Source organism: Nodosilinea nodulosa PCC 7104 (genome assembly GCF_000309385.1).
Taxonomy (GTDB): Bacteria; Cyanobacteriota; Cyanobacteriia; order Phormidesmidales; family Phormidesmidaceae; genus Nodosilinea; species Nodosilinea nodulosa.
On the sequence record NZ_JH976537.1, the window covers coordinates 979,859 to 1,005,771 of the forward strand.

At 58.9% G+C, this 25,913-nt stretch carries 21 protein-coding genes; 9 read left to right on the top strand and 12 right to left on the bottom strand.

What is annotated here, in order from left to right; genetic code table 11:
- The first annotated feature begins 196 nt into the window (after positions 1-196).
- The 4 genes from LEPTO7104_RS0104275 to LEPTO7104_RS0104290 all read left to right on the top strand — a co-directional run bounded on the left by LEPTO7104_RS0104275 (position 197) and on the right by LEPTO7104_RS0104290 (position 4,189).
- Complete coding sequence (locus LEPTO7104_RS0104275; protein WP_017297312.1) at positions 197-1,351, top strand: NAD-dependent epimerase/dehydratase family protein; 1,155 nt, start codon at positions 197-199, stop codon at positions 1,349-1,351.
- Positions 1,352-1,508: 157 nt separating this feature from the next.
- Positions 1,509-2,642: a glycosyltransferase family 4 protein gene (locus tag LEPTO7104_RS0104280; RefSeq protein WP_017297313.1), complete on the top strand. Its 1,134-nt coding sequence runs from the start codon at positions 1,509-1,511 to the stop codon at positions 2,640-2,642.
- Positions 2,643-2,691: 49 nt separating this feature from the next.
- On the top strand, positions 2,692-2,832 hold the full coding sequence (locus tag LEPTO7104_RS39880; RefSeq protein ID WP_017297314.1) for a hypothetical protein: 141 nt from the start codon (positions 2,692-2,694) through the stop codon (positions 2,830-2,832).
- A 73-nt stretch (positions 2,833-2,905) separates the two neighbouring features.
- Complete coding sequence (locus LEPTO7104_RS0104290) at positions 2,906-4,189, top strand: FAD-dependent hydroxylase (protein WP_017297315.1); 1,284 nt, start codon at positions 2,906-2,908, stop codon at positions 4,187-4,189.
- Positions 4,190-4,405: 216 nt separating this feature from the next.
- On the opposite strand, the gene LEPTO7104_RS0104295 is transcribed toward LEPTO7104_RS0104290, so the two are convergent.
- The 4 genes from LEPTO7104_RS0104295 to LEPTO7104_RS0104310 all read right to left on the bottom strand — a co-directional run bounded on the left by LEPTO7104_RS0104295 (position 4,406) and on the right by LEPTO7104_RS0104310 (position 6,624).
- Positions 4,406-4,615: a hypothetical protein gene (locus tag LEPTO7104_RS0104295; RefSeq protein WP_017297316.1), complete on the bottom strand. Its 210-nt coding sequence runs from the start codon at positions 4,613-4,615 to the stop codon at positions 4,406-4,408.
- Between the two features lie 142 nt (positions 4,616-4,757).
- Positions 4,758-4,946: a hypothetical protein gene (locus tag LEPTO7104_RS32730; RefSeq protein ID WP_017297317.1), complete on the bottom strand. Its 189-nt coding sequence runs from the start codon at positions 4,944-4,946 to the stop codon at positions 4,758-4,760.
- A 485-nt stretch (positions 4,947-5,431) separates the two neighbouring features.
- On the bottom strand, positions 5,432-6,295 hold the full coding sequence (gene rsmH / locus LEPTO7104_RS0104305) for a 16S rRNA (cytosine(1402)-N(4))-methyltransferase RsmH (RefSeq protein WP_017297318.1): 864 nt from the start codon (positions 6,293-6,295) through the stop codon (positions 5,432-5,434).
- 47 nt (positions 6,296-6,342) lie between these two features.
- Positions 6,343-6,624, bottom strand: coding sequence for a hypothetical protein (locus LEPTO7104_RS0104310; protein WP_017297319.1), 282 nt, complete (start codon positions 6,622-6,624; stop codon positions 6,343-6,345).
- A gap of 99 nt (positions 6,625-6,723) precedes the next feature.
- Here LEPTO7104_RS0104310 and LEPTO7104_RS0104315 point away from each other — a divergent pair, with 99 nt between their 5' ends.
- On the top strand, positions 6,724-7,908 hold the full coding sequence (locus LEPTO7104_RS0104315) for an NAD(P)H-quinone oxidoreductase subunit H (protein ID WP_017297320.1): 1,185 nt from the start codon (positions 6,724-6,726) through the stop codon (positions 7,906-7,908).
- Between the two features lie 255 nt (positions 7,909-8,163).
- Positions 8,164-8,835, top strand: coding sequence for a glycoside hydrolase family 24 protein (locus tag LEPTO7104_RS0104320; RefSeq protein WP_017297321.1), 672 nt, complete (start codon positions 8,164-8,166; stop codon positions 8,833-8,835).
- Between the two features lie 154 nt (positions 8,836-8,989).
- Here the strand turns inward: LEPTO7104_RS0104320 and LEPTO7104_RS0104325 are convergent, their stop codons facing one another.
- The 4 genes from LEPTO7104_RS0104325 to LEPTO7104_RS36690 form a co-directional block, all read right to left on the bottom strand.
- The gene (locus tag LEPTO7104_RS0104325) at positions 8,990-9,328 is read right to left on the bottom strand and encodes a hypothetical protein (RefSeq protein ID WP_017297322.1); all 339 of its coding nucleotides are present in this window, start codon (positions 9,326-9,328) and stop codon (positions 8,990-8,992) included.
- 261 nt (positions 9,329-9,589) lie between these two features.
- On the bottom strand, positions 9,590-10,486 hold the full coding sequence (locus LEPTO7104_RS0104330) for an AEC family transporter (protein WP_071527183.1): 897 nt from the start codon (positions 10,484-10,486) through the stop codon (positions 9,590-9,592).
- A 95-nt stretch (positions 10,487-10,581) separates the two neighbouring features.
- On the bottom strand, positions 10,582-10,821 hold the full coding sequence (locus tag LEPTO7104_RS0104335) for a hypothetical protein (RefSeq protein WP_017297324.1): 240 nt from the start codon (positions 10,819-10,821) through the stop codon (positions 10,582-10,584).
- A gap of 465 nt (positions 10,822-11,286) precedes the next feature.
- Positions 11,287-11,955, bottom strand: coding sequence for a PRC-barrel domain-containing protein (locus tag LEPTO7104_RS36690; protein ID WP_017297325.1), 669 nt, complete (start codon positions 11,953-11,955; stop codon positions 11,287-11,289).
- A 159-nt stretch (positions 11,956-12,114) separates the two neighbouring features.
- On the opposite strand from LEPTO7104_RS36690, the gene selD reads away from it, so the two are divergent.
- Positions 12,115-14,376, top strand: a complete 2,262-nt coding sequence (selD, locus tag LEPTO7104_RS0104350; RefSeq protein ID WP_017297327.1) for a selenide, water dikinase SelD — start codon at positions 12,115-12,117, stop codon at positions 14,374-14,376.
- Positions 14,377-14,663: 287 nt separating this feature from the next.
- On the opposite strand, the gene LEPTO7104_RS0104355 is transcribed toward selD, so the two are convergent.
- The 4 genes from LEPTO7104_RS0104355 to LEPTO7104_RS36695 form a co-directional block, all read right to left on the bottom strand.
- Entirely contained in the window at positions 14,664-16,808 is a 2,145-nt protein-coding gene (locus LEPTO7104_RS0104355; RefSeq protein WP_017297328.1) for an EAL domain-containing response regulator, read from the bottom strand.
- Positions 16,805-20,053, bottom strand: coding sequence for a PAS domain S-box protein (locus LEPTO7104_RS0104360; protein ID WP_017297329.1), 3,249 nt, complete (start codon positions 20,051-20,053; stop codon positions 16,805-16,807). Before LEPTO7104_RS0104360 ends, LEPTO7104_RS0104355 begins: the two co-directional genes overlap by 4 nt.
- A 330-nt stretch (positions 20,054-20,383) precedes the next feature.
- Positions 20,384-20,782, bottom strand: a complete 399-nt coding sequence (locus tag LEPTO7104_RS0104365) for an allophanate hydrolase-related protein (RefSeq protein WP_017297330.1) — start codon at positions 20,780-20,782, stop codon at positions 20,384-20,386.
- A 108-nt stretch (positions 20,783-20,890) separates the two neighbouring features.
- Positions 20,891-21,499, bottom strand: coding sequence for a hypothetical protein (locus tag LEPTO7104_RS36695; RefSeq protein WP_017297331.1), 609 nt, complete (start codon positions 21,497-21,499; stop codon positions 20,891-20,893).
- Positions 21,500-21,834: 335 nt separating this feature from the next.
- Here LEPTO7104_RS36695 and bchD point away from each other — a divergent pair, with 335 nt between their 5' ends.
- Both bchD and LEPTO7104_RS0104380 read left to right on the top strand, forming a co-directional pair.
- The gene (gene bchD, locus LEPTO7104_RS0104375) at positions 21,835-23,880 is read left to right on the top strand and encodes a magnesium chelatase ATPase subunit D (protein WP_017297332.1); all 2,046 of its coding nucleotides are present in this window, start codon (positions 21,835-21,837) and stop codon (positions 23,878-23,880) included.
- A 129-nt stretch (positions 23,881-24,009) separates the two neighbouring features.
- Complete coding sequence (locus LEPTO7104_RS0104380; RefSeq protein WP_026072360.1) at positions 24,010-25,908, top strand: adenylate/guanylate cyclase domain-containing protein; 1,899 nt, start codon at positions 24,010-24,012, stop codon at positions 25,906-25,908.
- The last annotated feature ends 5 nt before the right edge of the window (positions 25,909-25,913 follow it).

Consider the following 25,913-nt stretch of genomic DNA (forward strand, 5'->3'; position numbering starts at 1 on the left):
GTAGCCGAGGGCAGTAATCTGGCCTAGGGCACTTGGCAAAGGAGCGTTAAACCGTCAGGAATCGGCGTAAGTTGAAGCTCCAATTTGTCGTCATAAAAAAAAACTTTCCGATCCCGCAATCTTTTATTCGGTGGTTTACAGAGCCTCTAAACCTGGTAGATTGTCTTGGTATCGGCAAAGAGATTGAAGCATTGATATGAAAGTCCTTGTAATTGGCGGTGACGGCTATTGCGGGTGGGCAACTGCCCTGTATCTTTCCAATCGCGGCTACGAAGTCGGGATTTTAGATAGTTTGGTGCGGCGTCACTGGGATGCTCAGCTTCAGATCGAGACCCTGACCCCCATCGCCCCCATTCAAAGCCGCTTGCAGCGCTGGAAAGACCTCACCGGCAAGCACATCGACCTCTACGTCGGCGACATCAACGACTACTCCTTCTTAGAGGAGACCATGCTCGAGTTCGAGCCTGGCGCGGTCGTACACTTCGGCGAACAGCGATCGGCCCCCTTCTCGATGATCGATCGCGAGCATGCGGTGCTCACCCAGGCCAACAACGTCATCGGCAACCTGAACTTGCTCTACGCGCTGCGGGATCACTTCCCCGACTGCCACCTGGTCAAGCTGGGCACCATGGGCGAGTACGGCACCCCCAACATTGACATCGAAGAGGGCTACATCACCATTGAGCACAATGGTCGCAAAGATACCCTGCCCTACCCCAAGCAGCCCGGTTCGTTCTACCACCTCAGCAAGGTGCACGATTCCCACAACATTCACTTTGCCTGCAAGGTGTGGGGCCTGCGCGCCACCGACCTCAACCAGGGCGTGGTCTACGGCGTGCTGACCGAAGAAACCGGCATGGATGAGCTGCTGATCAACCGCCTCGACTACGACGGCATCTACGGCACCGCCCTCAACCGATTCTGTATTCAGGCGGCGGTGGGCCACCCCCTCACCGTTTACGGCAAGGGCGGCCAAACCCGCGCCTTTTTGGATATTCGCGACACGGTGCGCTGCGTGGAAATTGCGATCGCCAACCCCGGCGACCCCGGCATCTTCCGCGTCTTCAACCAGTTCACCGAAATGTTTAGCGTCGGCGACCTGGCCATGATGGTGAAGAAAGCTGGCACCACCCTGGGCCTCGATGTCGATATCCAGTACATGGATAACCCCCGAGTGGAGGCCGAAGACCACTACTTCAACGCCAAAAATACCAACCTGCTAGAGCTAGGTCTACAGCCTCACCTGCTGTCTGACTCGCTGCTCGACAGCCTGCTCAACTTCGCCGTCAAGTACAAAGATCGCGTCGACAAAAACCAGATTCTGCCGAAAGTTCAGTGGCGGCGCAGCTAGCGTAGATGTGTGGATGGGTAGAGGGGTAGAGGGGTAGATGAGTTGCTTGAACGTCACTCCCAGATGTTCTCTCGCTACCTCAAATGCTCCCTAAATCCATCCACCCGCCCCCCCATCCACTCGCCCCCCCATCCACTCGCTCACCCCCGAAGTCCCTATGCGAATTGCTCTCTTTACCGAGACTTTTTTGCCGAAAGTTGACGGCATTGTTACCCGTCTCAAGCACACCGTTGACCACCTGCAGCGTCAGGGTAATCAGGTGTTAGTGTTCTCCCCCGAGGGCGGCTTAACGGAGTATCGGGGAGCCAAAATTCACGGCGTGTCTGGGTTTCCGCTGCCCCTGTACCCAGAGCTAAAGCTGGCGCTGCCCCGCCCTTCAATCGGGGAGGCGCTGGAAGATTTTCAGCCTGACTTAGTGCATGTGGTAAACCCGGCAGTCCTCGGACTGGCGGGCATTTACTATAGCAAGACCCTGGATGTGCCCCTGGTGGCCTCGTACCACACCCATCTGCCCAAGTACCTGGAGCACTACGGCCTCGGCATGCTCGAAGGGCTGATGTGGGAGCTAATCAAGGCCATGCACAACCAGGCCCAGATCAACCTGGTCACCTCCACGGCTATGCAGACCGAGCTGTCGGAGCACGGCGTTGAAAATATTGAGGTGTGGCAGCGCGGGGTTGACAACGAGCTGTTTCGCCCGGAGCTGGCCAGTGCCGAGATGCGCGATCGCCTGTCGGCGGGCCACCCCGATGCGCCCCTGCTCCTCTACATTGGCCGCCTCTCCGCCGAGAAAGAAATTGACCGTATCAAGCCGGTACTCGAAGCCATTCCTGGAGCGCGGCTGGCGCTGGTGGGCGATGGCCCCTACCGCGCCGAGCTAGAGGCCCACTTTGAGGGCACCCACACCAACTTCGTCGGCTATCTGGCTGGGGAAGATCTGGCCTCCGCCTACGCCTCCGCCGATGCCTTTGTCTTCCCCTCCCGCACCGAAACCCTGGGGCTGGTGCTGCTGGAGGCGATGGCGGCGGGCTGTCCGGTAGTGGCAGCAAACTCCGGCGGCATTCCCGACATCGTTACCGACGGCATGAACGGCTTTCTCTTTGACCCGATGGATGAGGCGGGCGCGATCAGCGCCACCCGCCGCCTGATTGAGGCCAAAGCCGAGCGCGAGCTGATGCGCCGCAATGCCGTTGCGGAGGCCGAGCAGTGGGGCTGGGCGGCAGCCACCCGCCAGCTGCAGCAGTTTTACCGTCAGGTGCTAGCCCAGCGATCGCTGCCCATGGCCGCTTAAGCTCCTAAAATAGAGGCTCAAGCCCACGCTACTCTCCGCGAGGTTGGCCATGGTCGCCGCGTCCTCAACATCCTTGGTTGGGGAGGCTGAGAAGAGTGAGCAGGAGCGCCAGCGGGCCGAGCAAGAGCGCCAGCGGGCTGAACGACTGGCGGCCCAGCTGAGAGCAGCAGGTCTTGAACCCGAAGCATAGCCGCTGACTTACCTTGCTTTAGGTCGAATAATCGCGCCAAAATAGAGCTATAACAACGGCGATCGCTGACTCTATGACGGCTACCACTCCGCAATTCGTCTCCCCATCCCCCGCCCAGCAGATTCAGCCAGAGCTCACAGGGTCAGAGCTGGCCGTAGACGTAGCTATTGTTGGCGGCGGCATTGTGGGGCTGACCCTGGCAGCGGCCCTGGCCCCCAGCGGCATGGCCGTCGCGGTGATTGAAGCCCAAACGGCAGCGGGGGCAGCCGCCCGGCAGCGGGCCTACGCTTTTTCGCTAACCTCAGCCGATATTTTCAAGGGGCTGGGGCTGTGGCCCAAAGTGGGGCCGCAGATCTGCCATTTTGACAAGGTGCAGCTCTCCGATGGAGACTACGGCCAGGTAGTGCGGTTTTTGCCCGAGGATTTGGGCACTGAGGCGGTCTACTACGGAGCTGAGCACGGGGTGCTGATGGCGGCACTGCAAGGGGCGATCGCCGCCGCCGCCAACGTCTACTACCTGTGCTCGGCCACCCTGGAGGAAATGCATGACCAGGACGACTCGGTTATCGCTGAGGTCAGTACTCCAACAGGTAGATTCAGAGTGCGATCGCCGCTGGTGGTCGCCGCCGACGGCAAAGGTTCACCGCTGCGGCAGCGGGCGGGCATCGGCAGCGTCGGCTGGCGCTACCGGCAGTCCTGCGTGACCACTGTTTTAGAACCCGAACATTCCCACCAAAACACCGCCTACGAGCGGTTTTGGCCCAGCGGTCCCTTTGCCATCTTGCCCCTGGCCGATGGCCGCTGTCAGGTGGTCTGGACGGCACCCCATGCTGAGGCCCAGGCAATTCTCGATCTGCCCGAAGCCGAGTTCATGGCCGAGCTAGAGCAGCGCTACGGCACCCAGATGGGGCAGCTCAAGCGACTGACGGCCCCGGCGATGTTCCCGGTACAGCTAATGCAGTGCGATCGCTACGTACAGCCCCGCCTCGCCCTGGTTGGCGACGCCGCTCACAGCTGTCACCCCGTCGGTGGGCAGGGTCTCAACATGGGCATTCGCGATGCAGCGGCGCTAGCAGAAGTGCTAACCGACGCCTACCAGCGAGGGCAAGACCTGGGCGACGTAGCGGTACTGCGGCCCTACGAACGCTGGCGGCGGCTGGAAAACTGGGTCATTTTGAGCTTTACCGATGTGCTGACCCGCACCTTCTCAAATCAGATTTTGCCGGTGGTGGTGGTGCGGCGGGCAGGCCTCTGGGTTCTCAGCTCGGTGCCCCTGCTCAAGCGCCTGGCCCTGCGACTCATGACTGGACGGCTGGGGCGATTGCCTCGCCTCGCTCGTCTGGGGCAGCTTAAGTAGAGGTCCGTGGCAACTTACCTATCGGCGCAAGGGGGTTGCCGAAAACAGGTATTAACCAAAAATCAGCGCTTCTCGTAGGGGAAAATGGCCATTTTCCCCTGCCCAAATTCATACCTCAATTCAGTGATGCCGCCGCAAGCACTGCGCAACCAAGTCGTTAAATGGGAGCATGGTGCGCCACGGCCATGCATCGCACACCAGCTTATTTAAGCTCATTTAATACTGGTACTGTGCTGCCGATCGCGTGTAATCGCGCAGAGGAATGGCATAGTTCAGCGCCATATTTTTGGCAAACTTAAACAGGCTATCGTAGTTGCGCTGCCGACAGACCAGGCGGCCATCGCCGGAATACTGGTTGCCGTCGTCACGTAACTCAATGGCAAAATCAGACACGTACACAGAAAAAATTCGAGTTGCAGCGTTCATGATGGTTTGCGACTTGTTTAAGGATTGTTGAGTGAAGTAACCATTACTCACACTCAGCTTCAAACCGAAGGCGAGGCCCAGAAAAACCTGGTAAAACCCTGTCTAGGGTCAGAACCTGAAGTTGGACAAAAACCCGGCGGAACTATTGAGAAGTCTTGATATTGGCGGGATCTACGTAGTAGCAAGCGGCACTGTCCAGGCAGATATGTGCCCAGCCAGCATCGCTAATATCGACGAGTTCGTAGGTCGTTTCTTGAACAAAAAAGCCTCGGTGATCTCGGGTGCCGGGAAGCACAGAGAACCGATAATCGTGACCGTTTGAGGTGTTCATGGTGTTTTTTATCAGAGGTTTTAAATAACTGGCCGAGAACTTTCCCCACACCTTAAAGTTTATATGAAGCAAGTGTGAGGTAAGTCTATTTTTTGCGAATTAATTTGAATCTTTACCTTCGATCGCCAAATTGTTGTTACAAATACGATTTCTAAAAAAGGTTCATAAATAAGTTTTAAGCATTAGCTCTCCCAAAGCTCCAAAATGCGTCTTTATGTCCTATTACGGTCAATTAGAGGTGGCGGGCGCACTTCACGGAAATACACAACCTGCTTACGACTCTTGGCTGCTACCTGATTGACTGACAAAAGTGCTGCTGTAGGTTGGTGTTGAGCGAAGCGAAACCCAAAACCAACCTACAGCAGCATAAGGGTTTTAAGGGTTTTGTCAGTCAACCAAGGCCGCTACGTTGGCCTAGCAGACTGCGGCATAGGTTTTTGTGACTATGGCCAATCGCAAGGGGTTAGTGGGGCTAGGGTGCCAGGCTAATTGCGCTCGGCGACCCTCAGTTTAGCCGAGCGGGCGCGGGGGTTTTGGCTAATTTCGGCTTCGGTGGCAACCACGGGCTTTTTGGTGAGCACCTTAAAATCTGGAGAGTCTTTTAGGGTGTGCTTGACCATGCGATCTTCCAGGCTGTGGAAACTGATGATTACCAAGCGGCCTCCAGGAGCTAGCCAGGAGGGGGCTATCTTCAGCAGGGTTTCTAATACCTCTAGCTCCCGGTTGACGGCAATCCGCAGGGCCTGAAAGGTACGGGTAGCGGGGTGAATGCGACCATAGCGGTAGCTGCGCGGCACGCAGTGGGAAATGGCCTCCGCCAGGTCGGTGGTGGTCTGCCAGGGGCGCTGGTCGACAATTTTGCGGGCAATGCGGCGCGACAGCCGCTCTTCGCCGTAGGTGTAGATCAGGTTGGCCAGCTCGGTTTCATCCCAGTGATTGACGATGTCGGCGGCGGTGAGGTCCTGCCGCAGGTCCATGCGCATGTCGAGGGGAGCGCTCTGGCGAAAGCTAAAGCCGCGATCGCCCACATCGAGCTGCACCGAACTCACTCCCAGATCGGCCAAAATGCCGTTGAAGAGATTGCCCTTGGGGCTAAAGTCGGCAAAGTTGCCGTGCCAGTAGGTGACGCGATCGCCAAATTCGGCCAGGTTGGCCTGGGTAGCCGCGATCGCCGCCGCATCTTGATCGATGGCGACCAGCGTCACCGCAGGATTGGCCTCCAGAATCAGTCGACTGTGCCCCCCGCCCCCCGCCGTGGCATCTAAATATCGACTGCCGGGCTGAATGTTCAACCCTTCGACTACCGCTTCAGGCAGCACCGGCACATGGTGGAAGTCTAAATCAACCATTCCCGTCCATTCAAAACCTCGCTGAGTTTACTGTATCTGGCCCGGCCTCAGGCGCGACCTGTACTCAGCCCGTGGATGCCAACTGCGGCCAGAAGGGCGCTCAGCAATGTCCAGGTGCCGTCGGCAAAGAGGTTGATGCGGTGAATATTCTGACTTGCGTGGGCGACAAAAATGGCCTCTAGTCCGCTGTTCTGGTCAATAACGGCCTCGTAGTTCTGGTAGGCCAGCTGTAGAGCGTCCCAATCCACCAGGGCGTAATAGCCAAAGACCACGACCCCAACCGTCCCTGGAATGATGGCGCAAACAATAAGCAAAAGTTTTCGGGCCATTGGCAATCTCAATATCTGCTTTCTATGCCAACTGAGGCGATACCCATTAAGATACTCAAAGACACAGCACAACAGTACTTCGGCCATTGGGTAGCCCCTATGTCAATCATTGAAACTAAGACCGAGCCCATGGTGCTCAACATGGGTCCACACCACCCCTCCATGCACGGGGTGCTGCGGCTCATCGTCACCCTCGACGGCGAAGACGTGCTCGACTGCGAGCCGGTGATTGGCTACCTGCACCGGGGCATGGAAAAAATTGCCGAAAGCCGCACCAACGTGATGTTTGTGCCCTATGTGAGCCGCTGGGACTACGCGGCGGGCATGTTTAACGAAGCGATCACCGTCAACGCCCCCGAGCGACTGGCCGACATTGAGGTGCCCAAGCGGGCCAGCTACATCCGCGTCATCATGCTGGAGCTGAACCGCATCGCCAACCATCTGCTGTGGCTTGGCCCCTTTTTGGCCGACGTCGGTGCCCAAACTCCCTTCTTCTATATTTTTCGCGAGCGCGAGATGATCTACGACCTGTGGGAAGCCGCCACGGGGATGCGCCTGATCAACAACAACTATTTCCGCATTGGCGGCGTTGCTGCCGACCTGCCCTACGGCTGGATCGATAAGTGTCTCGACTTCTGTGACTACTTTTTGCCCAAGGTCGATGAGTACGAAAAGCTGATCACCAACAACCCTATCTTCCGCCGCCGGATCGAGGGCATTGGCACCATCAACCGCGACGAGGCGATCGCCTGGGGGCTCTCGGGTCCCATGCTGCGCGGCTCGGGCGTCAAGTGGGACCTGCGCAAGGTCGACCACTACGAGTGCTACGACGACTTTGACTGGGATGTGCAGTACGAGACCGCAGGCGACTGCATGGCCCGCTACCAGGTGCGGGTGCGCGAAATGCGCGAGTCGGTAAAGATTATTAGACAGGCCTGCAAAGGCTTGCCGGGCGGCCCCTTTGAAAACCTGGAGGCCAAGCGGATGTCTGAGGGACCCAAGTCAGAGTGGAACAGCTTCGACTACCAGTTCATCGGCAAGAAAATTGCCCCCACCTTCAAAATCCCCGCTGGGGAGCACTACGTGCGCCTGGAAAGCGGCAAAGGCGAGCTGGGCGTCTTTATTATGGGCAACGACAACGTTTTTCCCTGGCGGTTTAAGATTCGCGCCGCAGATTTCAACAATCTGCAAATTTTGCCCCACATCCTAAAGGGGGTGAAGGTGGCCGACATCATGGCTATTCTGGGCAGCATCGACATCATTATGGGATCTGTAGATCGCTAGAGATGGGGCCACACCCCAGGGCAGATTTTTGGGTCGATGGATTAATATAGCGATGGCTTGATTTTTGCCTTACCTGGAAAAACAGGCAGGGCAACGATCGCGGGCATAGCTTCTTTGCAGGGGCTAGATCGCCCCCACGGGGCAACTGCCCCCAACCCAGGCTAGCCGCAGCTAGTCTCCCTGTTCCTGCTCAGATCGCCGCCTGTGACCTCACTGCCCTCAAGCCCATCTCGCCATCTGATCCGACAGCGCCGTATGCAGCAGGCAAAGCGACGGCGGGCAGCGGCCATTGCGCTGCTGCTGCTGCTGGGAGTAGGTGTATTGGGCGTGCGATCGCTGCCGCGCATCTCCCTGCGGCAGCTGCAAAAAGCAGTGTGGGTTAGCCATCCCGAGCCGCTGGCTATGACCGGAGGCGATCCCTACATTCGCGCGCTCATGCGCACTATTTCTGCCGCCGAGTCAAACACAGATCAGCCCTATAACGTGCTCTACGGCGGTGCCGTTGTGCAGCAGCTCAACCACCACCCCAATATCTGCGTTGAAATTGTCGCCGGGCCAAACCAGGGGCACTGCACTACCGCCGCCGGGCGCTACCAGTTTTTGGCCGATACCTGGAAAGAAAAAGCCCTTCACTATCACCCCAGAGCGTCTAGCTGGTTCAAAGCCTGGGGAGACTACAGCTTTGACCCCGAGTCCCAGGACCTAGTGGTCTACTACTGGCTTAAGGATTCCTCCGCCTGGGGCATGGATATCCCTACCGCTCTGCGGGATGGCCGCCTGGAGGCGGTGCTGCACCGCCTCTCTGGCACCTGGACTAGCCTTGGCTACGGCATCGAGTCAAACAGCATGACGGCTCGGCTGCCCCACATCTACGACAACCTGCTCAAAGAAGAGCTAAAGTCGTCGTCCTCTGGCCAGCTGCCTTGAGGATATTCTAAAAACCCCGCCCCTGGTATGCGCATACCAGGGGCGGGGTGACTCAACTTCAACTTCGCCGAGAAACACTACAGCGTCATTCACGGCCATTCCATAAAGAACATCTGCTTTTTGCTCAAGGTTGTCTAACCGGACGCTGGAGTGCTCAGGCGGCGTTTGCTTTGTCGAGGTTTTCCTGGCGCAGACGCTCGAAGTTAACGGCGTCTTTGTCGAGGTTTGCCTGGCGCAGCTTGCCGAAGTCTACCTTGTCAAGGTTTTCCTGGCGCAGACGCTCGAAGTTAACGGCGTCTTTGTCGAGGTTTGCCTGGCGCAGCTTGCCGAAGTCTATCTTGTCGAGGTTTTCGTTGCGCAGCTTGCCAAAGTCTACGGCAGATTTGTCGAGGTTTGCCTGGCGCAGTTCACGTAGATTATAGGCGGCAAACGCTGGGGAGACTGTAGCGGCAGCGATCGCAGCAGTCAGAATGAAGAGAGCGGTGCGTTTCATAATTTCAGCTCCTATGGATCTCAGAGGTGTGTCGAATTGCTCGACTTGAGTTCCATAGTGCTGGAGGCAACTGAGCAGAAACCTTCCACCATCTGAGCACCCCTTAAAGGCTGGCTGAGAAAACTGAGCGACCCTTGATAGCCCCCTGAAAGTACAGCCGTAGCCAATTTAGCTAAGACCAATTCCCCAAAAAACGCTCAACCGCTCAACCGCTCAACCGTCTCTGAACGTCCTAATCTAAATAACTACAGCTACAAACACCTAAGACGCCAAACGCCCCAACATCGGAGTCATGACGACCAGGTATAGCGGTATCGCCACCGAAATAAAGCTGATCACGAAGCTCGTTTCCAGGCCATTCTCCTGGGCAAAGAACAGCGTCAACAAGCTGGGAGGCAATCCTGCACCCACCAGCACGGCAGACCGCTCTACCCCATGCAGGTCAAAAGCCGTTACAGCTACCCAGCCAAGGCCCAGACCGCAGCCGATCTTGGCCAGCGCTACCAACAGGTAGAGGTAGCCCCCCCTGCGCGGCACCTCAAACTCCATGCCTATCACCAGCAGCACCAGCAGCAAAAAACTATTTCCCAAAATATCCAGCAGGCCCAGCACCACTCCGTGGGTTATCCCCAGCCCGTTCAGCAGCAATCCCAGCAAAATGGCCCAGAAAAAAGGTGTTTGCCCCAGTCTTTTTACCACTGCTCCAGTCGTTACCCCGGTCTGGCCAAACCAGGCCGAAAGACAGTACACCACCGTTAGCAGGTAAATGGCCTGGGCCAGGTCAAACAGGACAATGCGGCTCAGTCCCACCTCACCGAAGGCCAGCAGCATCAGCGGGTAGCCCACCGCACCTCCCTCGAAGGTAGGGAATGTGGTCATCAAGGCTCCGGCTTTTACCTTCTCCCACCGCAGCCAGCGATTGGCCAAAAGGCCAATTGCCGTCAGCCCCAGCACCACGACCAGCGCCGACAGGGGCAGGTAGATTAAGTCGGGGCTTAGCTCAGCCGTAGCCAGGGCTTTAAGAATAACGGCGGGCAGGGCCAAATGGGTGAGCAACTTGCCAATTACCTCCGCCTCCGGCGGCCCCAGCACCCCAGCCCGCTTGAGGCTATAGCCGATGCAGCAGACCAGCACCATCGGCAAAATTTGAACAAGCATATGACTCCTTACCTGAAGTACACCCCCATGGTGTACAACGTTTTGGCAAAAGCCTATGGCTTTAGCTAAACCGTCTAGAACGGCTTGCTCTGGAGTTAGGGCACCTGTTGCCCAGTTTGCTGAAGCTGCCCGGCCTGCTGCTCGGCTTGCTGCTCGATCGCCTCAGCGGCTCCCGTCTGCTGCTGCTCCATGATGTCTGCGGCTTCGTTGACTTTCTCAATCGCCCCGGTGGGAAGGGGTTGCTCGGCCTCGGGCGACGGCTTCAGTTGGTTAAACATCAGCACTCCTACGGCCCCAGTGCCCACCAGTAGCCCAATCAAAGACAGTCCACGCATCGGTTTTACCTATTTCATAACTGCCAATACTTGGCGGCAGTTTCCTAATCTCAAAATACCCCTGCAGAGCGGTGGCCTTATCCAAACGAGATGGCTAGCACCCGCTGGGCCAAAACTCCGCCGGGATTTTTGCAAAGTCTGCTAAGAATTTTTGGGTATGGCGCTTCTGTAGATGCTTCAGGGGCCGAAAAACAGCTGGCCAAAACAGACAGTTAGCTCGTCACTACAGCTAGCCCATCGCCTTTGGTTTACAGACTTTGGCTCGCATGCATAAGACTTAACCTGGCTCAAGGGATAGCCCTGAGCCAGGTCAAACGTCGGTTTCACTTGCTCTAAAGCTGGCTAGCGCAAGCTTAGACTACAGATCTAGATCGGTTTAGAGCAGCAGCCTGACGAATTCGGTTTGCTTTGTCGAGTTCGCTTGTTTGGGGCGATCGCAGCCCCAAGATGGTAACGGCAGCCCATTTAGCTGCCCTGGCGTCGCGCCCGCAGCCGCTCTTCGTAGGAGCGCAGAGGGCCGTGGTTATCTTCTTCGCTCAGCCCGTAGTAGCCGGTTTCCTGATCGTAAATGCTGGGGTGGGCAGCGGTTGGGCGCGCGCTTTCACCGATAGGCCCCATACGCCGCAGATCTCCCTCTCGGGTGGGGTCTGCAATGGTTGCGGTGTTGCCCAGGGGAGGCATACGCCGTAAGTCTCCGGCTAGAACTTCGCTTTGCCCGTTGGTGACGGTGTAAGTATTGCCCATAAACTGACGGGTAGAGCGTCCCTTGGCTATGGGTTGATAAACACTCCTGACGTTGTTCTCATAGGTGTCGTCTACCACCATGTCATCGTTGTATTCTGGCAGGTGCTCGACCTGAGATTTGGTCAGACCGTCAACATAGACGCGGGTTTGATTGTAGTCAAACTTGGCTAGACCAATGGGCAGCAGCACGTTTTTGCCAAAAATCCACGGCCCAGTGTCGACCACCAGGTAGCGAAAGTGGCCGGAATCATCGACCAACAGATCTTTGGCTGTGCCTACTTTGTCGTCTCCCTCGGTGTAGACAGAGTAGGAGCTGATTTTGTCCATTTGGCCATCGACCAGGGTTTCGCGATAGTCAGGATAGTAATCTTTGAGTCGATATAAAGGCATATCAGCCTCCTTTAGTTTGATCTTACTTAAGATGCTAGCGAGGCAGCTTTTCTTCTCCATCGCTCAAGGGATGGACAGAGGCGTCTTCGGCGGGCATACATTTAGGTGGCAAACAGTTAAGTTGGCGAGCACAGTTAAGTTGGCGAGTAGCGATAGGCCATGATGCAGACTCAATCAATCCTTGCTACGGATGTTGTCCTGGTGGGCGGTGGCCACACCCACGCGCTGGTGCTGAGGCGGTGGGGCATGGCACCCCTGTCCGGGGTGCGGCTGACGCTGCTGACCGACCTGGTGGATACGCCCTACTCGGGGATGCTACCCAGCTACGTCGCCGGGCGCTACAGCTTTGACGAGGCCCATATCGATCTGCGGCCCCTGACTCGCTTTGCCCAGTGTGGGCTGGTGGTCGATCGCGCGGTAGGGCTCGACCTGGCCCGGCAGCGGGTGCTGTGCGCCAATCACCCGCCGATCGCCTACGATGTGCTGTCGATCGACACGGGCAGCACTCCGGCAACGGTGGCCGTGCCCGGGGCCGCCGAGTACGCGATCGCGGCCAAACCCGTGCCCACGCTGCTGCGCCAGTGGCAACAGATTGTGGAAGCTGTCGAAGCGAATCCCCAAGCGCCTCTCACGCTGGGGGTGGTGGGCGGTGGGGTGGGCGGCGTGGAGCTAACCCTTGGTCTCCACGAGCGGCTGGCGGAGTTGCTGACCCGCCTGGGGCAACCCGTCTCTAGCCTCACTCTGCATTTGTTTCACCGGGGCAGGGAGCTGGCGGCAGAGCGCAACCGCTGGACGCGCCACCGCCTGGAGCGGGTGCTGCGATCGCGCGGCATCCACCTCCATCTCGACGAAGCGGTCGTTGAGGTGTCTCTGGATGACCAGACCGGGCAGCGGATTGTCCATGGATCGTCGGGATTGACGGTGGGCTGCGATCGCCTCTTCTGGGTCACCAGCGCCGCTGCCCCCACCTGGCTGCAAACCTCTGGCCTATCTCTGAATGACAAGGGGTTTATTCAGGTGGGCGACACCCTGCAAACCCTCTCCCACCCCAACGTGTTTGCCGCCGGGGATGTGGCGACCATGGTGCACCACCCCCGCCCCAAGGCCGGGGTCTTTGCCGTGCGCCAGGGGCCGCCCCTGAGCGAGAACCTGCGCCGCTACGTGCGGGGCGAGGCGCTCAAACCCTTTCGCCCCCAAAAAGAGTTCCTTACGCTGATCGAAACCGGCCACGGCAGGGCGATCGCCTCTCGCGGCCCCTTTGCGATCGAAACCTCCCTGGCCCACCGCTGGAAAGACCACATCGATCGCAAGTTCATGGCCCGCTTCCGCGATCTGCCCGTGGGTCAAATGTCCCCCATCCCGTCCCCCCGTCTACCCATCCCCCCATCGCCGCCGCCCTGCGCGGGCTGTGGATCCAAGGTGGGCAGCGACGCCCTTACCACCGCCCTCGGTCGCGTCCGCCAGGAGTTTCCTGCGGTGGCCAGCGACGCGGTGCTGATCGGCCTGGAGGATCCAGATGATGCCGCCGTGGTCGCTGTGCCCCCCGGCTTAGCCACGGTGCACACCGTCGATTACTTCACCGCCCTGATTGACGACCCGTTTCTTTTTGCCCAGATCGCCCTGAAGCACTGCCTCAGCGATCTCTACGCGATGGGGGCAAAGCCTCACACCGCACTGGCCATAGTGCAGGTACCCTACGCTACCCCCGCTAAGCAGGCCGAAATGCTGTACCAAATCCTGGCGGGTACCTTTAAGGGGCTGCTGGTCAACGACGCGGTTTTGATTGGGGGCCACACCACGGTCGGGTCCCAACTGGCCCTGGGCTTTGCCTGCAATGGCCTGGTCCAGCCCGATCGGCTGCTGCGGAAGGGGGGGATGCAGCCGGGAGATGTGCTGATTCTGACCCAGCCGCTGGGCACCGGCACCCTGTTTGCCGCCGACATGCAGGGCCAGGCCAGGGGACGGTGGATTGAGGGAGCGATCGCCCATATGCTGACCCCCAACCGGGCTGCCGCCGACATTTTTCGCGCTCACGGAGCCACCGCCTGCACCGACATCACCGGCTTTGGCCTGGCCGGGCACCTGCTGGAAATGGTGCAGGCCGCCGGGGTTTCTGCCACCCTCAGGCTCGATGCCCTGCCGATTTTAGCTGGGGCCACCGACACCCTGGCCGCTGGCATCGTCAGCACGCTCCAGCCCCAAAACCTCCAGGCGGCCAAATTTGTCGATCCTGCCGCGAGGGATCACCCCCGCTACCCGCTGCTGTTTGACCCCCAAACCGCTGGCGGGCTACTCGCTGCCGTCCCCGCCCCCAGCGCCCAAACCTGTCTGGCGGCGCTCCAGGGCCAGGGCTATGGGGCCGCTGCTGTGGTGGGTGAGGTGCGCGCTGGCACCGATACAGCCTGGCCCTTGAGCCTATAGCAATAGTCGCGTTGGTTAGGACATCCAGAAATTCTATGAACGTTCAAACGTTTGAACGTTTACAGGAGACATGGCTTAACCAGACTGGCTACAGCCATAGTGCTCGAAGGCTGAAACATACTGACTATTCCAGCCCGCTTGGCTCCCTAGCCCCCCACTCCCTCGCCCCCCTGCCCCCTCGCCCCCGTGCTCCCTCGCCCCCCCGCTCTCTCGCAATTGACAATAGCCGTCACCCTTTTGCCGCAGTCTACTAAAACCTGGAACATAGACCACTTGGAGGCTCAGGCTCAAGAATTCAGGCTTTGGGTAATGGTGGCGCCATCGATCGCCCTGGCAAAGAAATAGCCCTGGCCATACTCGCAGCCCAAATCCAGCAAAATATCGTGCTGCTGAGCGGTTTCGATGCCCTCGGCGGTCACCGCCATGCCCAGGGTGTGGCAGAGACCAATGATGGCGCGCACAATCTCTAATTTTTCGGAGTCGATGTCCATACCCTGAATGAAGGAGCGATCGATTTTGACAATATCGATGGGAAACTGGTGCAGATAGCTGAGGGACGAATAGCCCGTACCAAAGTCATCCAGGCAGATCTGAACGTCGAGCTGCTTGAGCTGGGTGAGCATGGCGGCAGCCTCTTTAGCATTCTCAATAAAGACGCTTTCGGTAATTTCCAGCTTTAGGTCATCACCGCTCAGGCCGGTGTCTCGCAAAATTTCGGCAAAGGTGTCTACTAGATTTTTTTGGGTAAAGTGATTGCTCGACAGGTTGACGTTGATCGCCATGGTGGGGGATGGGCTGGGGCTGTTGGGCAGTCTGGTGATGCGGCCGTCCACCATTGCCCAGGCCCCTGTTCCCAGGTGCTGCCAGGCTCGGAGCTGCTGGCAAGCCTGCCGCAACACCCACTGATCGATGGTGGCGATCGCGCCCATTTCCTCGGCCAGGGCGATGAACTGATCGGGGTAGATCAGCCCATCTCCTGGTTTTTGCCAGCGCACCAGGGCTTCTAAACTGGCGATGTTCTGGGTGGCTAGGGAAACAATCGGCTGATAGTGCACCCGCAGCTCATCGTGGGCGATCGCCTGGGTTAGGGCCTGCTCGCGCTGCATCAATGCCAGCGCCTGCCTGTGCATAACGGCATCGAACACCTGGTAGCATCCCCGCCCCTGTTCCTTGGCTCGATACATGGCAATGTCGGCATCGCGCAGTAAATCGGTTGTGTTTTCGTAGGGAATTGAACTCTGCACGATGCCAATACTGGCGCTGATCAGCAGCTCATAGTTGTTGATCAAGAAGGGCTTTTTGAGTTCATCGACAATTCGTTCGGCGGTGTAGCAGGCGGTGGTTACATCGGTTATATCTTCTAAAAGGACGGCAAATTCGTCTCCGCCAAAGCGAGCTACGGTATCTACCGTTCGCAGGTGAGATTTTAACCGGGGCGCAATCTCCATCAGCAGCCGATCGCCCAGCAGGTGGCCCAGGGTATCGTTAATCACCTTGAAGCGATCGAGATCGAGCAGCATGACCACAAAGCCAAACTCCGGCAATCGCCGGGCGCGATCGATCGCCTGCTGCAGCCGATTCAAAAACAGAGCGCGATTGGGCAACTGGGTCAGGGCATCGTGCAGGGCGTTGTGCTCCAGCTGGGCCTCCATGCGCCGCTGTTCAGTGCTGTCGCGCACCACCATCACAGATCCCTCCACCAGACCTCGCTCGTTGCGAATGGGAGAGGCGCTGTCGGAAACGGGGGTTTCATGCCCCAACCTGGTCCGCAGCAGGGCATTCTCGGGCAGGTGGATAGTATTGCCGTCCTGGAGCGATTTCAGCAGCGGGTTTTCGATCAGGCTGCGGGTGAACTCATCAATGAATTGAAACACCTCCGTGGGCGATCGCCCGATCGCCTCAGTCTGAGACCAGCCGGTTAAGGCTTCGGCCACCGGGTTCATAAACTTAATCAGACCACTGGCATCACTGGCGGCCACCCCCTCACTGATGCTGTTGAGCACCGTCAGCAGCCACTGGCGATTCTCTCTGAGGTTTTTCTCGATGCCGTGTTTGTAGAAGGCAATATCGATATTGGCCCGCAGCTCTCTGGCCTCAAAGGGTTTGAGAATATAGCCAAAGGGCGTCGTCAGGCTGGCCCGCTGGAGGGTTTCTTCATCGGCATAGGCGGTCAGGTAAATGACCGGAATATCTAGGGCTTGGGTAATTTGGGCAGCGGCATCAATACCGTCAACGGCATCGCTGAGGTGAATATCCATCAGCACCAGGTCGGGACGCAGCTCTAGGGCAACCTGAACGGCCATTTCGCCGGAGGTGACGATGGTGGGCACCGCGTGGCCCAGGTCAATCAGTGTGGCCTGCAGGTCCATGGCAATGACGACTTCATCCTCTACAACCAGGATTGTCTTGCGATCCACGTTCTCCACAGTCATGCTCCCTGCAATGGAAAGGTAATCTGAAAGACTGCACCAGTGAACTGTGGTGAAGTCGGCCCAGGCTGATGGCAAGCCTGCGCTGGGTAAAGAGGCTGTGCCGACGGAGCGGCAGCGCTAGCGGCTATCTCAACCTCTCCGTGGATCTGTTTGGCCAAGTTTTGTACCAGACGCAGCCCCAGGGAAGACGTGCAGCGTAAATCAAAGTCTTCCGGCAGGCCAACCCCATTATCTTGCACCGTAAGCAGAATTCGATCGCTGGCGCCGGGACAGGAGGTGATGGCAATTTCACCCAGCCTACCGTCTGGAAAAGCGTACTTAAGGGAGTTTGAGATCAGCTCAGTCAGCATTAAACCGCAGGGCAGCGCCGTTTCAATATCAAAACTGTAAGGCTCAACCTCGATCCGCAGAGAGATGCGATTGTGGCTGGACAGATAGGTTTCAAGCAGGCTGTGGGCCAAACTATGGATGTAGTCAGCCAGATTGATGCGGGTGAGATCTTCGGATTTGTAGAGTTTTTCGTGCACCAGGGCCATGGCCCTAACGCGGCTTTGGCTGTCTCGCAGCACCGAGAGAGCCGCCGGATCGGAAACATTGCGCATCTGAAGGTTGAGCAGGCTGTAGATCACCTGGAGGTTGTTCTTGACCCGGTGGTAGATTTCTTTAAGCAGCAGTTCTTTTTCTTTGAGCGAGGCCTGGAGCCTTTCCTGGGATTCTTTGCGATCGCTGATGTCCTGCTGCACCGCCACCAGCACCGTGCCGTACTCGGGATGCTCAAACACCGAGGTGGTGGCGGTACACCAAAACGGCGTGCCGTCTTTTTTGACGTTGTGGACTTCGTAGGTAGACTCCCGATTGGCCAGCACTGACTGGCGAATGGCCTGGTTAACGTCTTCAGCGCTGATCGCCTCGGTGGCGTAATTCACGATCGACACATGCTGGCCGTTTAGCTCGCCGGGGCCATAGCCAAACATCTGCTCAAACTTGCGGTTGGCGTAGGCAATTATGCCATTGTCGGCCCTCACCACGCAGATTCCCCCGGCCATGTTGCGGGTAATCACCGCCTGAAATTCTTGGTTTTGCTCGGCCTGCTTGAGCTCGCTGATGTCGATAATTACCCCCAGCATGCGCACGGGCTGCTGGTCTGCGTCGTACAGGCCTCGGCCCCGGCCCACCAGCCATCGCAGGGTACCATCGGGGTAAAACACCCGATACTCGGTTTCGTAATCCGTGCGCTGGTGCAGGGCATCCTGCAGCGCCTGCTCGACCCGGCCCAGATCGTCGGGGTGAATGGCCTGGCGCCAGCTCTGATAGGGATCGTCCGTGGCGCTGGGATCTAGCCCCAGCAGCTTGAAGTGGTTGTCATTCCAGACCACAGTATTTTGCTGTAGGTCCCAGTCCCAGGTGCCGATGTGGGTGAATTCGAGGGTCAGCCGCAGCTGCTCTTCGCGGTGGGCCAGGGTGGCCTCGGCCCGCTTGCGATCGGTAATGTCTTCGACAATGTACGAAAACCGGGGATATCTGCTGGGACTGTTAGCAATGGGGCATACGCTGCCCGACAGCCAGCGATCGCCAGATGGATTCTGGCGGCAGTATTCAAACCGCACAGGGGCCTGGGTGCGCTCGGCCGCCTGGCAGTAATCGATCCAGCGCTGAATCGTAGCGAGGGATGTGCCCAGTTCGCTGGCCAGCCGATTCTCCATCACCTCAGGGGTTGCACCTAACACCTCGGCGGCGGCCCAGTTGTCGGAAATATGCAAAATGTCGTTGTGGCGCAGTTCAATCACCCCCATGGGCATGGCGGCACTGTTAAAAAAACTGCGCAGAATCGATTTTCGCTGGTGCAGGTCGGCGTTGATGCACTGCAGATCGGCGGTACGTTCGGCCACCCGCTGCTCTAGCTCGGCTTTGGCCTGGTGCAGGTCATTCAAAGCCTGCTGCCGCTCTGCCTCAATCCGCTTGCGATCGGTCACCTCTTCGCAGACGGTGCTAATGCCGATGACGCGATCGCCGTCCTTGAGTGGCCAAAAGCTTTCTACCCAGGTGCGCTGCACGCCGGGCTGAGCCGGGGTCTCGCCGCTAATTTCCACATTCAGCAGCGGCACCCCGGTCTCCAGAATGGGGCGCAGCATCGCCTCGGCCTGGTCGGCCAAATCGGGCAATAGTTCCCGCACCGTACGGCCCAGGTGAGCCTCTATGGGCAGACCGTTCATTTCGGCCAGCCGCTGGTTCACCCGTATAAAGCGCAGCTCGCGATCGATCACGTTGAGGCCAATGGGGGCCGACTGGTAGATGGTCTCGATTTCGGCGAGCTGCTGCTGGAGCTGGGCCTGCTGGGCCTGAAGACTGTTTTCAATGCGTTTGCGCTCCGCCTCTAGCCGTTTGCGTTCGGCTTCTAGCCGTTTGCTCTCGCTAATATCTCGAAAGAAAATATTCAGCCCGCCCGGATGGGGATAGGCCCGAATCTCGAGCCACACATCATGGTCGGGCGGTTCGTAATAGTGGCGCGAGAAATAGGCCGGCTGCTGCTGGGCGATCGCTTTTCGGTACAGGCTCTCCAAATTGCTGTTGAGGGCGGCGGGCCATTCTTCCCAGAGGGTCTTGCCCAAAACCGCCAACCGCGGCTTGCCGTTGATCTGCTCGCCCGCCGCATTTTGATAGGTAATTCGCCAGTCGCGATCCACAGCTACAAAGGCATCGCCCATGCCCTCCAAAACCTGGGTTAACCGAATCGAAGCCGTCTCGGCCAGGGCAACGGTGGGCTGGCATGTGGTTTCACAGGCTGGCCTAGGGGCGATCGCAGCGGCCCCAGACTGAACTGCTTCGCTGCACAAACAAAACAGACCGCCCACCCCACCGCTCTCGTCATGCACCGGGCTAAGGTCAACGGTGAAATCCTTGCCCGCCCCATCTATTGCAGCAATCAGCACTGACGCCTCGTCTGGGTCAACCGCCAGCTCGGGCCATACCTCCGGGCCGGGTCGCCCCAAAGCCCAGGGGTGCCGATCGCCCAGCAGCAGTCGGCAGCTGTCGTTGTAGAGCATGGCCCGCTGTGGCCCCCACAGGGTAAACAGGGGAGCGCGCGAATTCAGCACAATGCTGAGCGTGGTGCGCAGGCTCTGGGGCCATCGATCGACGGGGCCTAGGGGAGTATTGGCCCAATCGTGCGATCGCATCAGGACGCCCATTTCTCCTGCCCCGCCAAAGAGGTTTGCAGCACTATTCACGCTGTCGGCTTGGGCCATAGTGTCTATCCGAACATCGGCAAAAATTCGCTTCCTTGAGCGCCTAGAACCGCACCCCCAGCCCCTCCCCTAGCCCCCGGCCTCAGCCATCAGGCTCAGGCTCCCGGTCAGGCCCTGTTCAACAAGAGGCAGGCTTTTACATAGGATTCCCGAGTACAGCAGCAGCCCCTATGTTCTCGACAATAAACTTACAATAGGCAACAGAGCTGAGGGGCAAAAATGGCCTAAAAAAGCCAAAATCCCCGACTCAGTTCAGAGGGGCACCTCTAACGCGAGCAGGGGATTCTGGTTAACTGGCCGGGAGTAGATTAAATCCGTCAAGTCCGCAGCCTAGGTCGTGGCAGCCTTGTAGGCCGCCCACCCGCCGTAGGCCGAAATATCGGGCCAGCCGTGCTCGTCAATCAGCGCTTTGGGATACAGAAACGCGATCGCCGTGCCCCCGTCGGCCAGCTTCACCTCGTGGGGATACATGTGGGGCGGCTCGTTGTCCTTCAGGTAGGCGTACTGCTCCGCCGTCATCACGTACAGCTCTCCCGGAATGGCAATACCGTCGGCCTCGACTTCGTAAATGCCAGGATGCCAGCCATCCTTCACCGCGTGTAAACGGTAGATGGGAGACGTCTCGGTGGCCCCCACAAACGCTGCATCTTGCAGATTTTGGTTGTCGGGCTGGCCGCGCAGAGCCGAGCCGCAAATAAATACGGTAACGTTTTCGGTCGTGTCAGTCATGGCGAGCGTTCCAGTGCCAGGGGTAGCGCAAAAGGTTTCCAATTTACAACCTTAGAGGATCACGCCGCCCTCAACACATTTTTTTGCATACAGTCTTCAGCTTGACCGTTAGACCATGCGGCCATTGGGTTCCAGCAGCGCCAGCGTAAATGTAGGTGGTTCAATGACCAGCAGCGTTTCATCCCCCCGGCGAGCCAGCTTGGCCGCAATATCCAGCACCTTCACCGCATCGGTATCCTGCTTAAAAAAGCTGTAGTAGCGATTGTTGTAAGTCAGCGCCATTAGGGGCTTGGTCACATCGGGCACCTGCAGGCGGCAGGTTTGGTAAGCGTTCTCGTCGGCCACCATCAGACAGGGCTGAGGCCCCAGCATTGGCCGAATACCATAGCCCTGCTGCCGGGCGGGGGGCGCATAGCGGGCACCGACCTCGTGGGCCCATACCGCATAGCCCCGGCGCGTTTGAGTGATAGCGGCAATGGAATCTCGCTTGCCTAAACGCATCACCACATCGATGGCCTTACGGGCCTCGGGTACGACTTTGAGAAAGCTGTAGAACTGGTTATCTACGTAGATGGCCGACAGGCGGTGGTCGGTATCGGGTACCCGAATGTGGCAAGGGGTATACAGGTCGCGGTCAAACAGAAGCTTACAGGCAATGGCTGAGGTTGACGCAGCCGTCAGGGAAGCCAGGGAATCGAGGCGGGGGGAGACGCTCATAGGGCAGGAGAAGTTGCGGTGAGTGGGGCCGTCACCAGGGCCGTAACCCCAGCAACACAGTAGGTTTACCCAATAGCATGGGGGATGGTCAGTAATTTCCCAATGTTGAAATAACGGAGGTTTCGCGGCCTCAAAAAAGGGTTGGCCAGGGAAAATACGGAGACTTTTGGCTGTTCGCAACACAACGCAACACAGCACGGCTCCCGGGCGGATCGCTGGCCCGCCGCTCAGCTCCCAGCTCTGCTTTAGCCAGGTCAAGCGAAGCGTAGGGTTGGGCAATTCCTGATATGGTGAAAGTCTGAACCCTTGCCGATCTTGAGTACGCTGCCCCCGCTATGACAGCCACAGTAGATTCCCCAATTCCGGTTGTGTTTCCCCTGGCGGCGGTGGTCGAGCAGGGGGCGATCAAAATGGCCCTGCTGCTGGCGGCGGTGGACCCCAGCCTGGGCGGGGCGGTGATTGCCGGACGTCGGGGCACCGCTAAATCGGTGATGGCTCGGGCGCTGCATCAGCTCTTGCCCCCCATCGAAGTGATTGAGGGGTCCTGCTGCAATGCCGACCCCGCCGCCCCGCCGCTGTGGGACGATCAAACCCGCGATCGCTTCGGCGACAGTTTTGATGTTGCCGACCTGCCTACCCGCGTTATTCCGGCCCCCTTTATACAGATTCCGCTTGGGGTGACCGAAGATCGGCTGTTGGGCTCCGTCGATGTGGCCCGCTCCATTCAGGCTGGCGAGAGCGTGTTTCAGCCGGGGCTGCTGGCCGCCTCCAATCGGGGGGTGCTCTACGTCGACGACATCAACCTGCTTGACGATCAGGTGGCCAACCTGCTGCTGGCTGCCCTCACCGCCCGCCGCAACCAGATTGAGCGGGAAGGGCTGAGTTTTCAGCACCCCTGCGAGCCGCTGCTGATCGCCACCTACAACCCTGAAGCCGGGCCGCTGCGGCAGCATTTGTTAGACCGCATTGCGATCGCCCTCTCCGCCGACGGAGCCATGACCCTAGGCGATCGAGTCACGGCAGTGGAGCAATCCACCCAGTTTGCCAACGATCCCCAGGCGGTGATCGCCGCCTACGCCGACGAAATCGACGCCCTCAGGACCCAGATCATTCTGGCGCGGGAATGGCTCAAGGATGTCACCATCAGCCGCGAGCAAATTCAGTACCTGGTTACCGAGGCCCTGCGGGGAGGCATTCAGGGCCACCGGGCCGAGCTGTTTGCGGTGCGGGTAGCCAAGGCCCACGCCGCCCTAGAGGGCCGCGCCGAGGTGACAGCCGACGACCTGCGAGTGGCGGTGGAGCTGGTGATTGTGCCCCGCTCTCTGCTGCCCCAGGAGCCACCCGACGAACCGCCGCCGCCGCCCCCGCCGCCGCCCTCCGACCCCGACCAGGAAGAACCCCAGGACAATACTGAGGAGCAAGACACAGACGAGGACGACGAGGACGATACCCCCGACGAAGACGACATCCCCCCCAGCATCCCTGAGGAGTTTATCTTCGACCCAGAGGGCGTCATCATTGACCCATCAATGCTGCTGTTTGCTCAAACCATGGGTCGCCAGGGCAAGTCGGGCAAAGCTAACCTGATTTTTTCCGAAGAGCGGGGCCGCTACATCAAGCCCTTTTTGCCCCAGGGGCCGGTGCGCCGGATTGCGGTAGATGCCACCCTCAGGGCCGCCGCCCCCTACCAAAAATCTCGCCGCGAGCGCGAACCCGGTCGCCGGGTGATCGTGGAGCAGGGCGATATTCGCGCCAAGCGCCTGGCCCGCAAAGCGGGTTCGCTGATTATTTTTGTCGTCGATGCCTCAGGCTCAATGGCGCTAAACCGGATGCAGTCGGCCAAGGGGGCGGTGCTGGAACTACTGACCGAGGCCTACCAAAACCGCGACCAGGTGGCGCTCATTCCATTTCGGGGCGAACAGGCGGAGGTGCTGCTGCCCCCGACTCGCTCCATTGCCATGGCGCGGCGGCGGCTAGAGCGCATGCCCTGCGGCGGCGGCTCGCCCCTGGCCCACGGTCTGACCCAGGCGGTACGGGTGGGCATCAATGCCCAGCAGTCGGGGGATGTGGGCAGCGTGGTGATCGTGGCGATTACCGACGGTCGCGGCAATGTGCCCCTGGCCCGCTCCCTGGGCGAAATGCCCGAGCCCGACGCCCCTAAGCCCGACATCAAGCAGGAACTGCTGGAGATTGCCGGTCGCATTCGCGGCGTTGGTTATCAACTCCTGATTATTGATACTGAGCGCAAGTTTGTCTCCACTGGATTCGGTAAAGAGTTGGCCAAGACCGCCGGAGGCCGCTACTACCAGCTGCCCAAGGCCACTGACCAGGCCATTGCCGCCATGGCCCGAGGGGCGATCGCCGATATGAAGACTGGGTAAACAGTTCTGGTTCCGGCCTCTATTTAGCGCATCGGAGGGTCTAGACGGGCAATATGTAAGGTATAAGCGTCTGGGGGGCTGTCCGCCCTAGATATGGCCCACATCTGCTGTGCACCACCGCGAGTCGCCATGGAACGTCGAGTGTCATCGTTATCCCAGGGGCAACGCCTGCTCGCCGCTATCATGATTACCGACGCGGTGGGGTTTAGCACCCGCATGTCGGTCGATGAAGAGCGCACGCTAAGGCTGATCGATCGCGACCTTACCCTAATTGGCGACATCTGCCGAGAGTTTGGCGGTACGGTGCTCAAGTCCACTGGCGACGGCCTGCTGATTTATTTCCTCAGCGCGGTTGAGGCGGTCTCCTGCGGGCTAGAGATGCAGCGACGGCTGGTCGATCTGGCCGAAGGCCTGGAGCCTCACCAGTACCTGGATCACCGCATTGGCATTCACCTGGGCGATATTCTGGTCAGCGAGCAGGATGTGATGGGCAACGGGGTAAACATTACCGCGCGGCTGCAAACCTACTCCAAACCCCGAGGCCTGTGTGTATCGCGCACCATCTACGACGTGGTCAAGGCCCGGCTGAATCTGCACACTACCTTTTTGGGGCCGCTGCACCTCAAAAACATCGAAGAGCCGGTGCCCGCCTACCAGCTGGCCCTCCAGGCCGAAGAGACCGAGGCGGGGCCGCAGGGGTCTGAGGATCATACCTGCACTCTGCCCATGACCACCGAGGCCCTGCTGGCCAACGCCGTGCGCACCCTCAGTACCCACACCCACAGCCTGCGGATTAAAAAACTCGTGTTTGCCACCTACCAGCAGGCCTGGGAGAACGACCCAAAGGTGTTGGAGCAGTTTGATCTGCGGGTGCTGCTGCTCTCGCTGCGCGATCGCTATCCCGCCCTGGCCGATCTGGAAGACCAGCTGCAGCGAGTGGTAGCTGGGCTAAATCGCCGAGATTTTTACAACGAAGTAACTGAGATTATTCTCAAGCAGCTCCAGCCCTGGTACGGGCGATCGCTGTTTCAAAATTCTGAAACCGCCGATCCTGAGTTTACTCAGCTGACGGTGCGATCGCTGGAAGAACGCTGCCAGGCCATTGCCGAAACGTTCGACCAAAGCCCCGACGCGCTGCGGCTGCGCAAGCTCATCCACTGTCTCTGCCACGGCGGCTGGGAGAACGACCCCACCTGCCTTAACCAAATCTATTTGCCAGGGCTGATTCAGCAGACCTTAACCATGGCCCCCACCACCCAGGACCTACGCTATCGGCTGGGCCGTATTGTTAAACACCTCAACCGACGGCAGCAGTACACCCGCTTGGCCAACCAAATTGTCTTGGGCTTTCAGCCGTTGTACCAAAGCCAGCCGGAGGCGTTATCCGGTGCTACGGCCCTGGTCGAATCGACAGCACTAGGGGATGCTGCGGCTCTGGCCGAACCATCCGGCCCCTCAGTCCAGAGCGTTGAGGGAGGCTATACCACCCTCACCAGTTTGGCTGGACCTGATCAGCCCGCCGATTTGACCACCCTCCACGGTACGCTCTCCCACCCCCTGAGCTTTGAGACTGAAAATAGTGGTCCCCGGCACGATCGCTCGTCCCTGTTTGACCTGCGGAGTGAAATTCTTCAGTACGCCAACCCGCTGCGGGCCAAAATTCTGCTGTACTCTTGCCTGTACGGCCCCTTCGGCTACACCTCGCAAGACTGGTCTAACCTCAATCGCCGCACCCTCAACGATTTACTTCAGCAAACCTTTGAATATTGCCCCACCTATACTGATTTAGACAGTAAGCTATCCATTATTGCCCACTGCCTAGGCCGGGCCGGCGACGGCGGGCAGGCGGCTAGCGCCATTACCCAAGCCATGCGGGCCTACTATCCCCAGGACCCTAACGCAGCGCTAGAGCCTGCGGGAGTATCTGTCCAGAGTCAGTCATCCCCCCTTGAAAAGGGCCGGGAGTTAACTAACCTCAGCGATCGCCCTGCCGTAGTGGCCCAATCCTCCGTCCGCTCCTCTGCCTAAGCCCC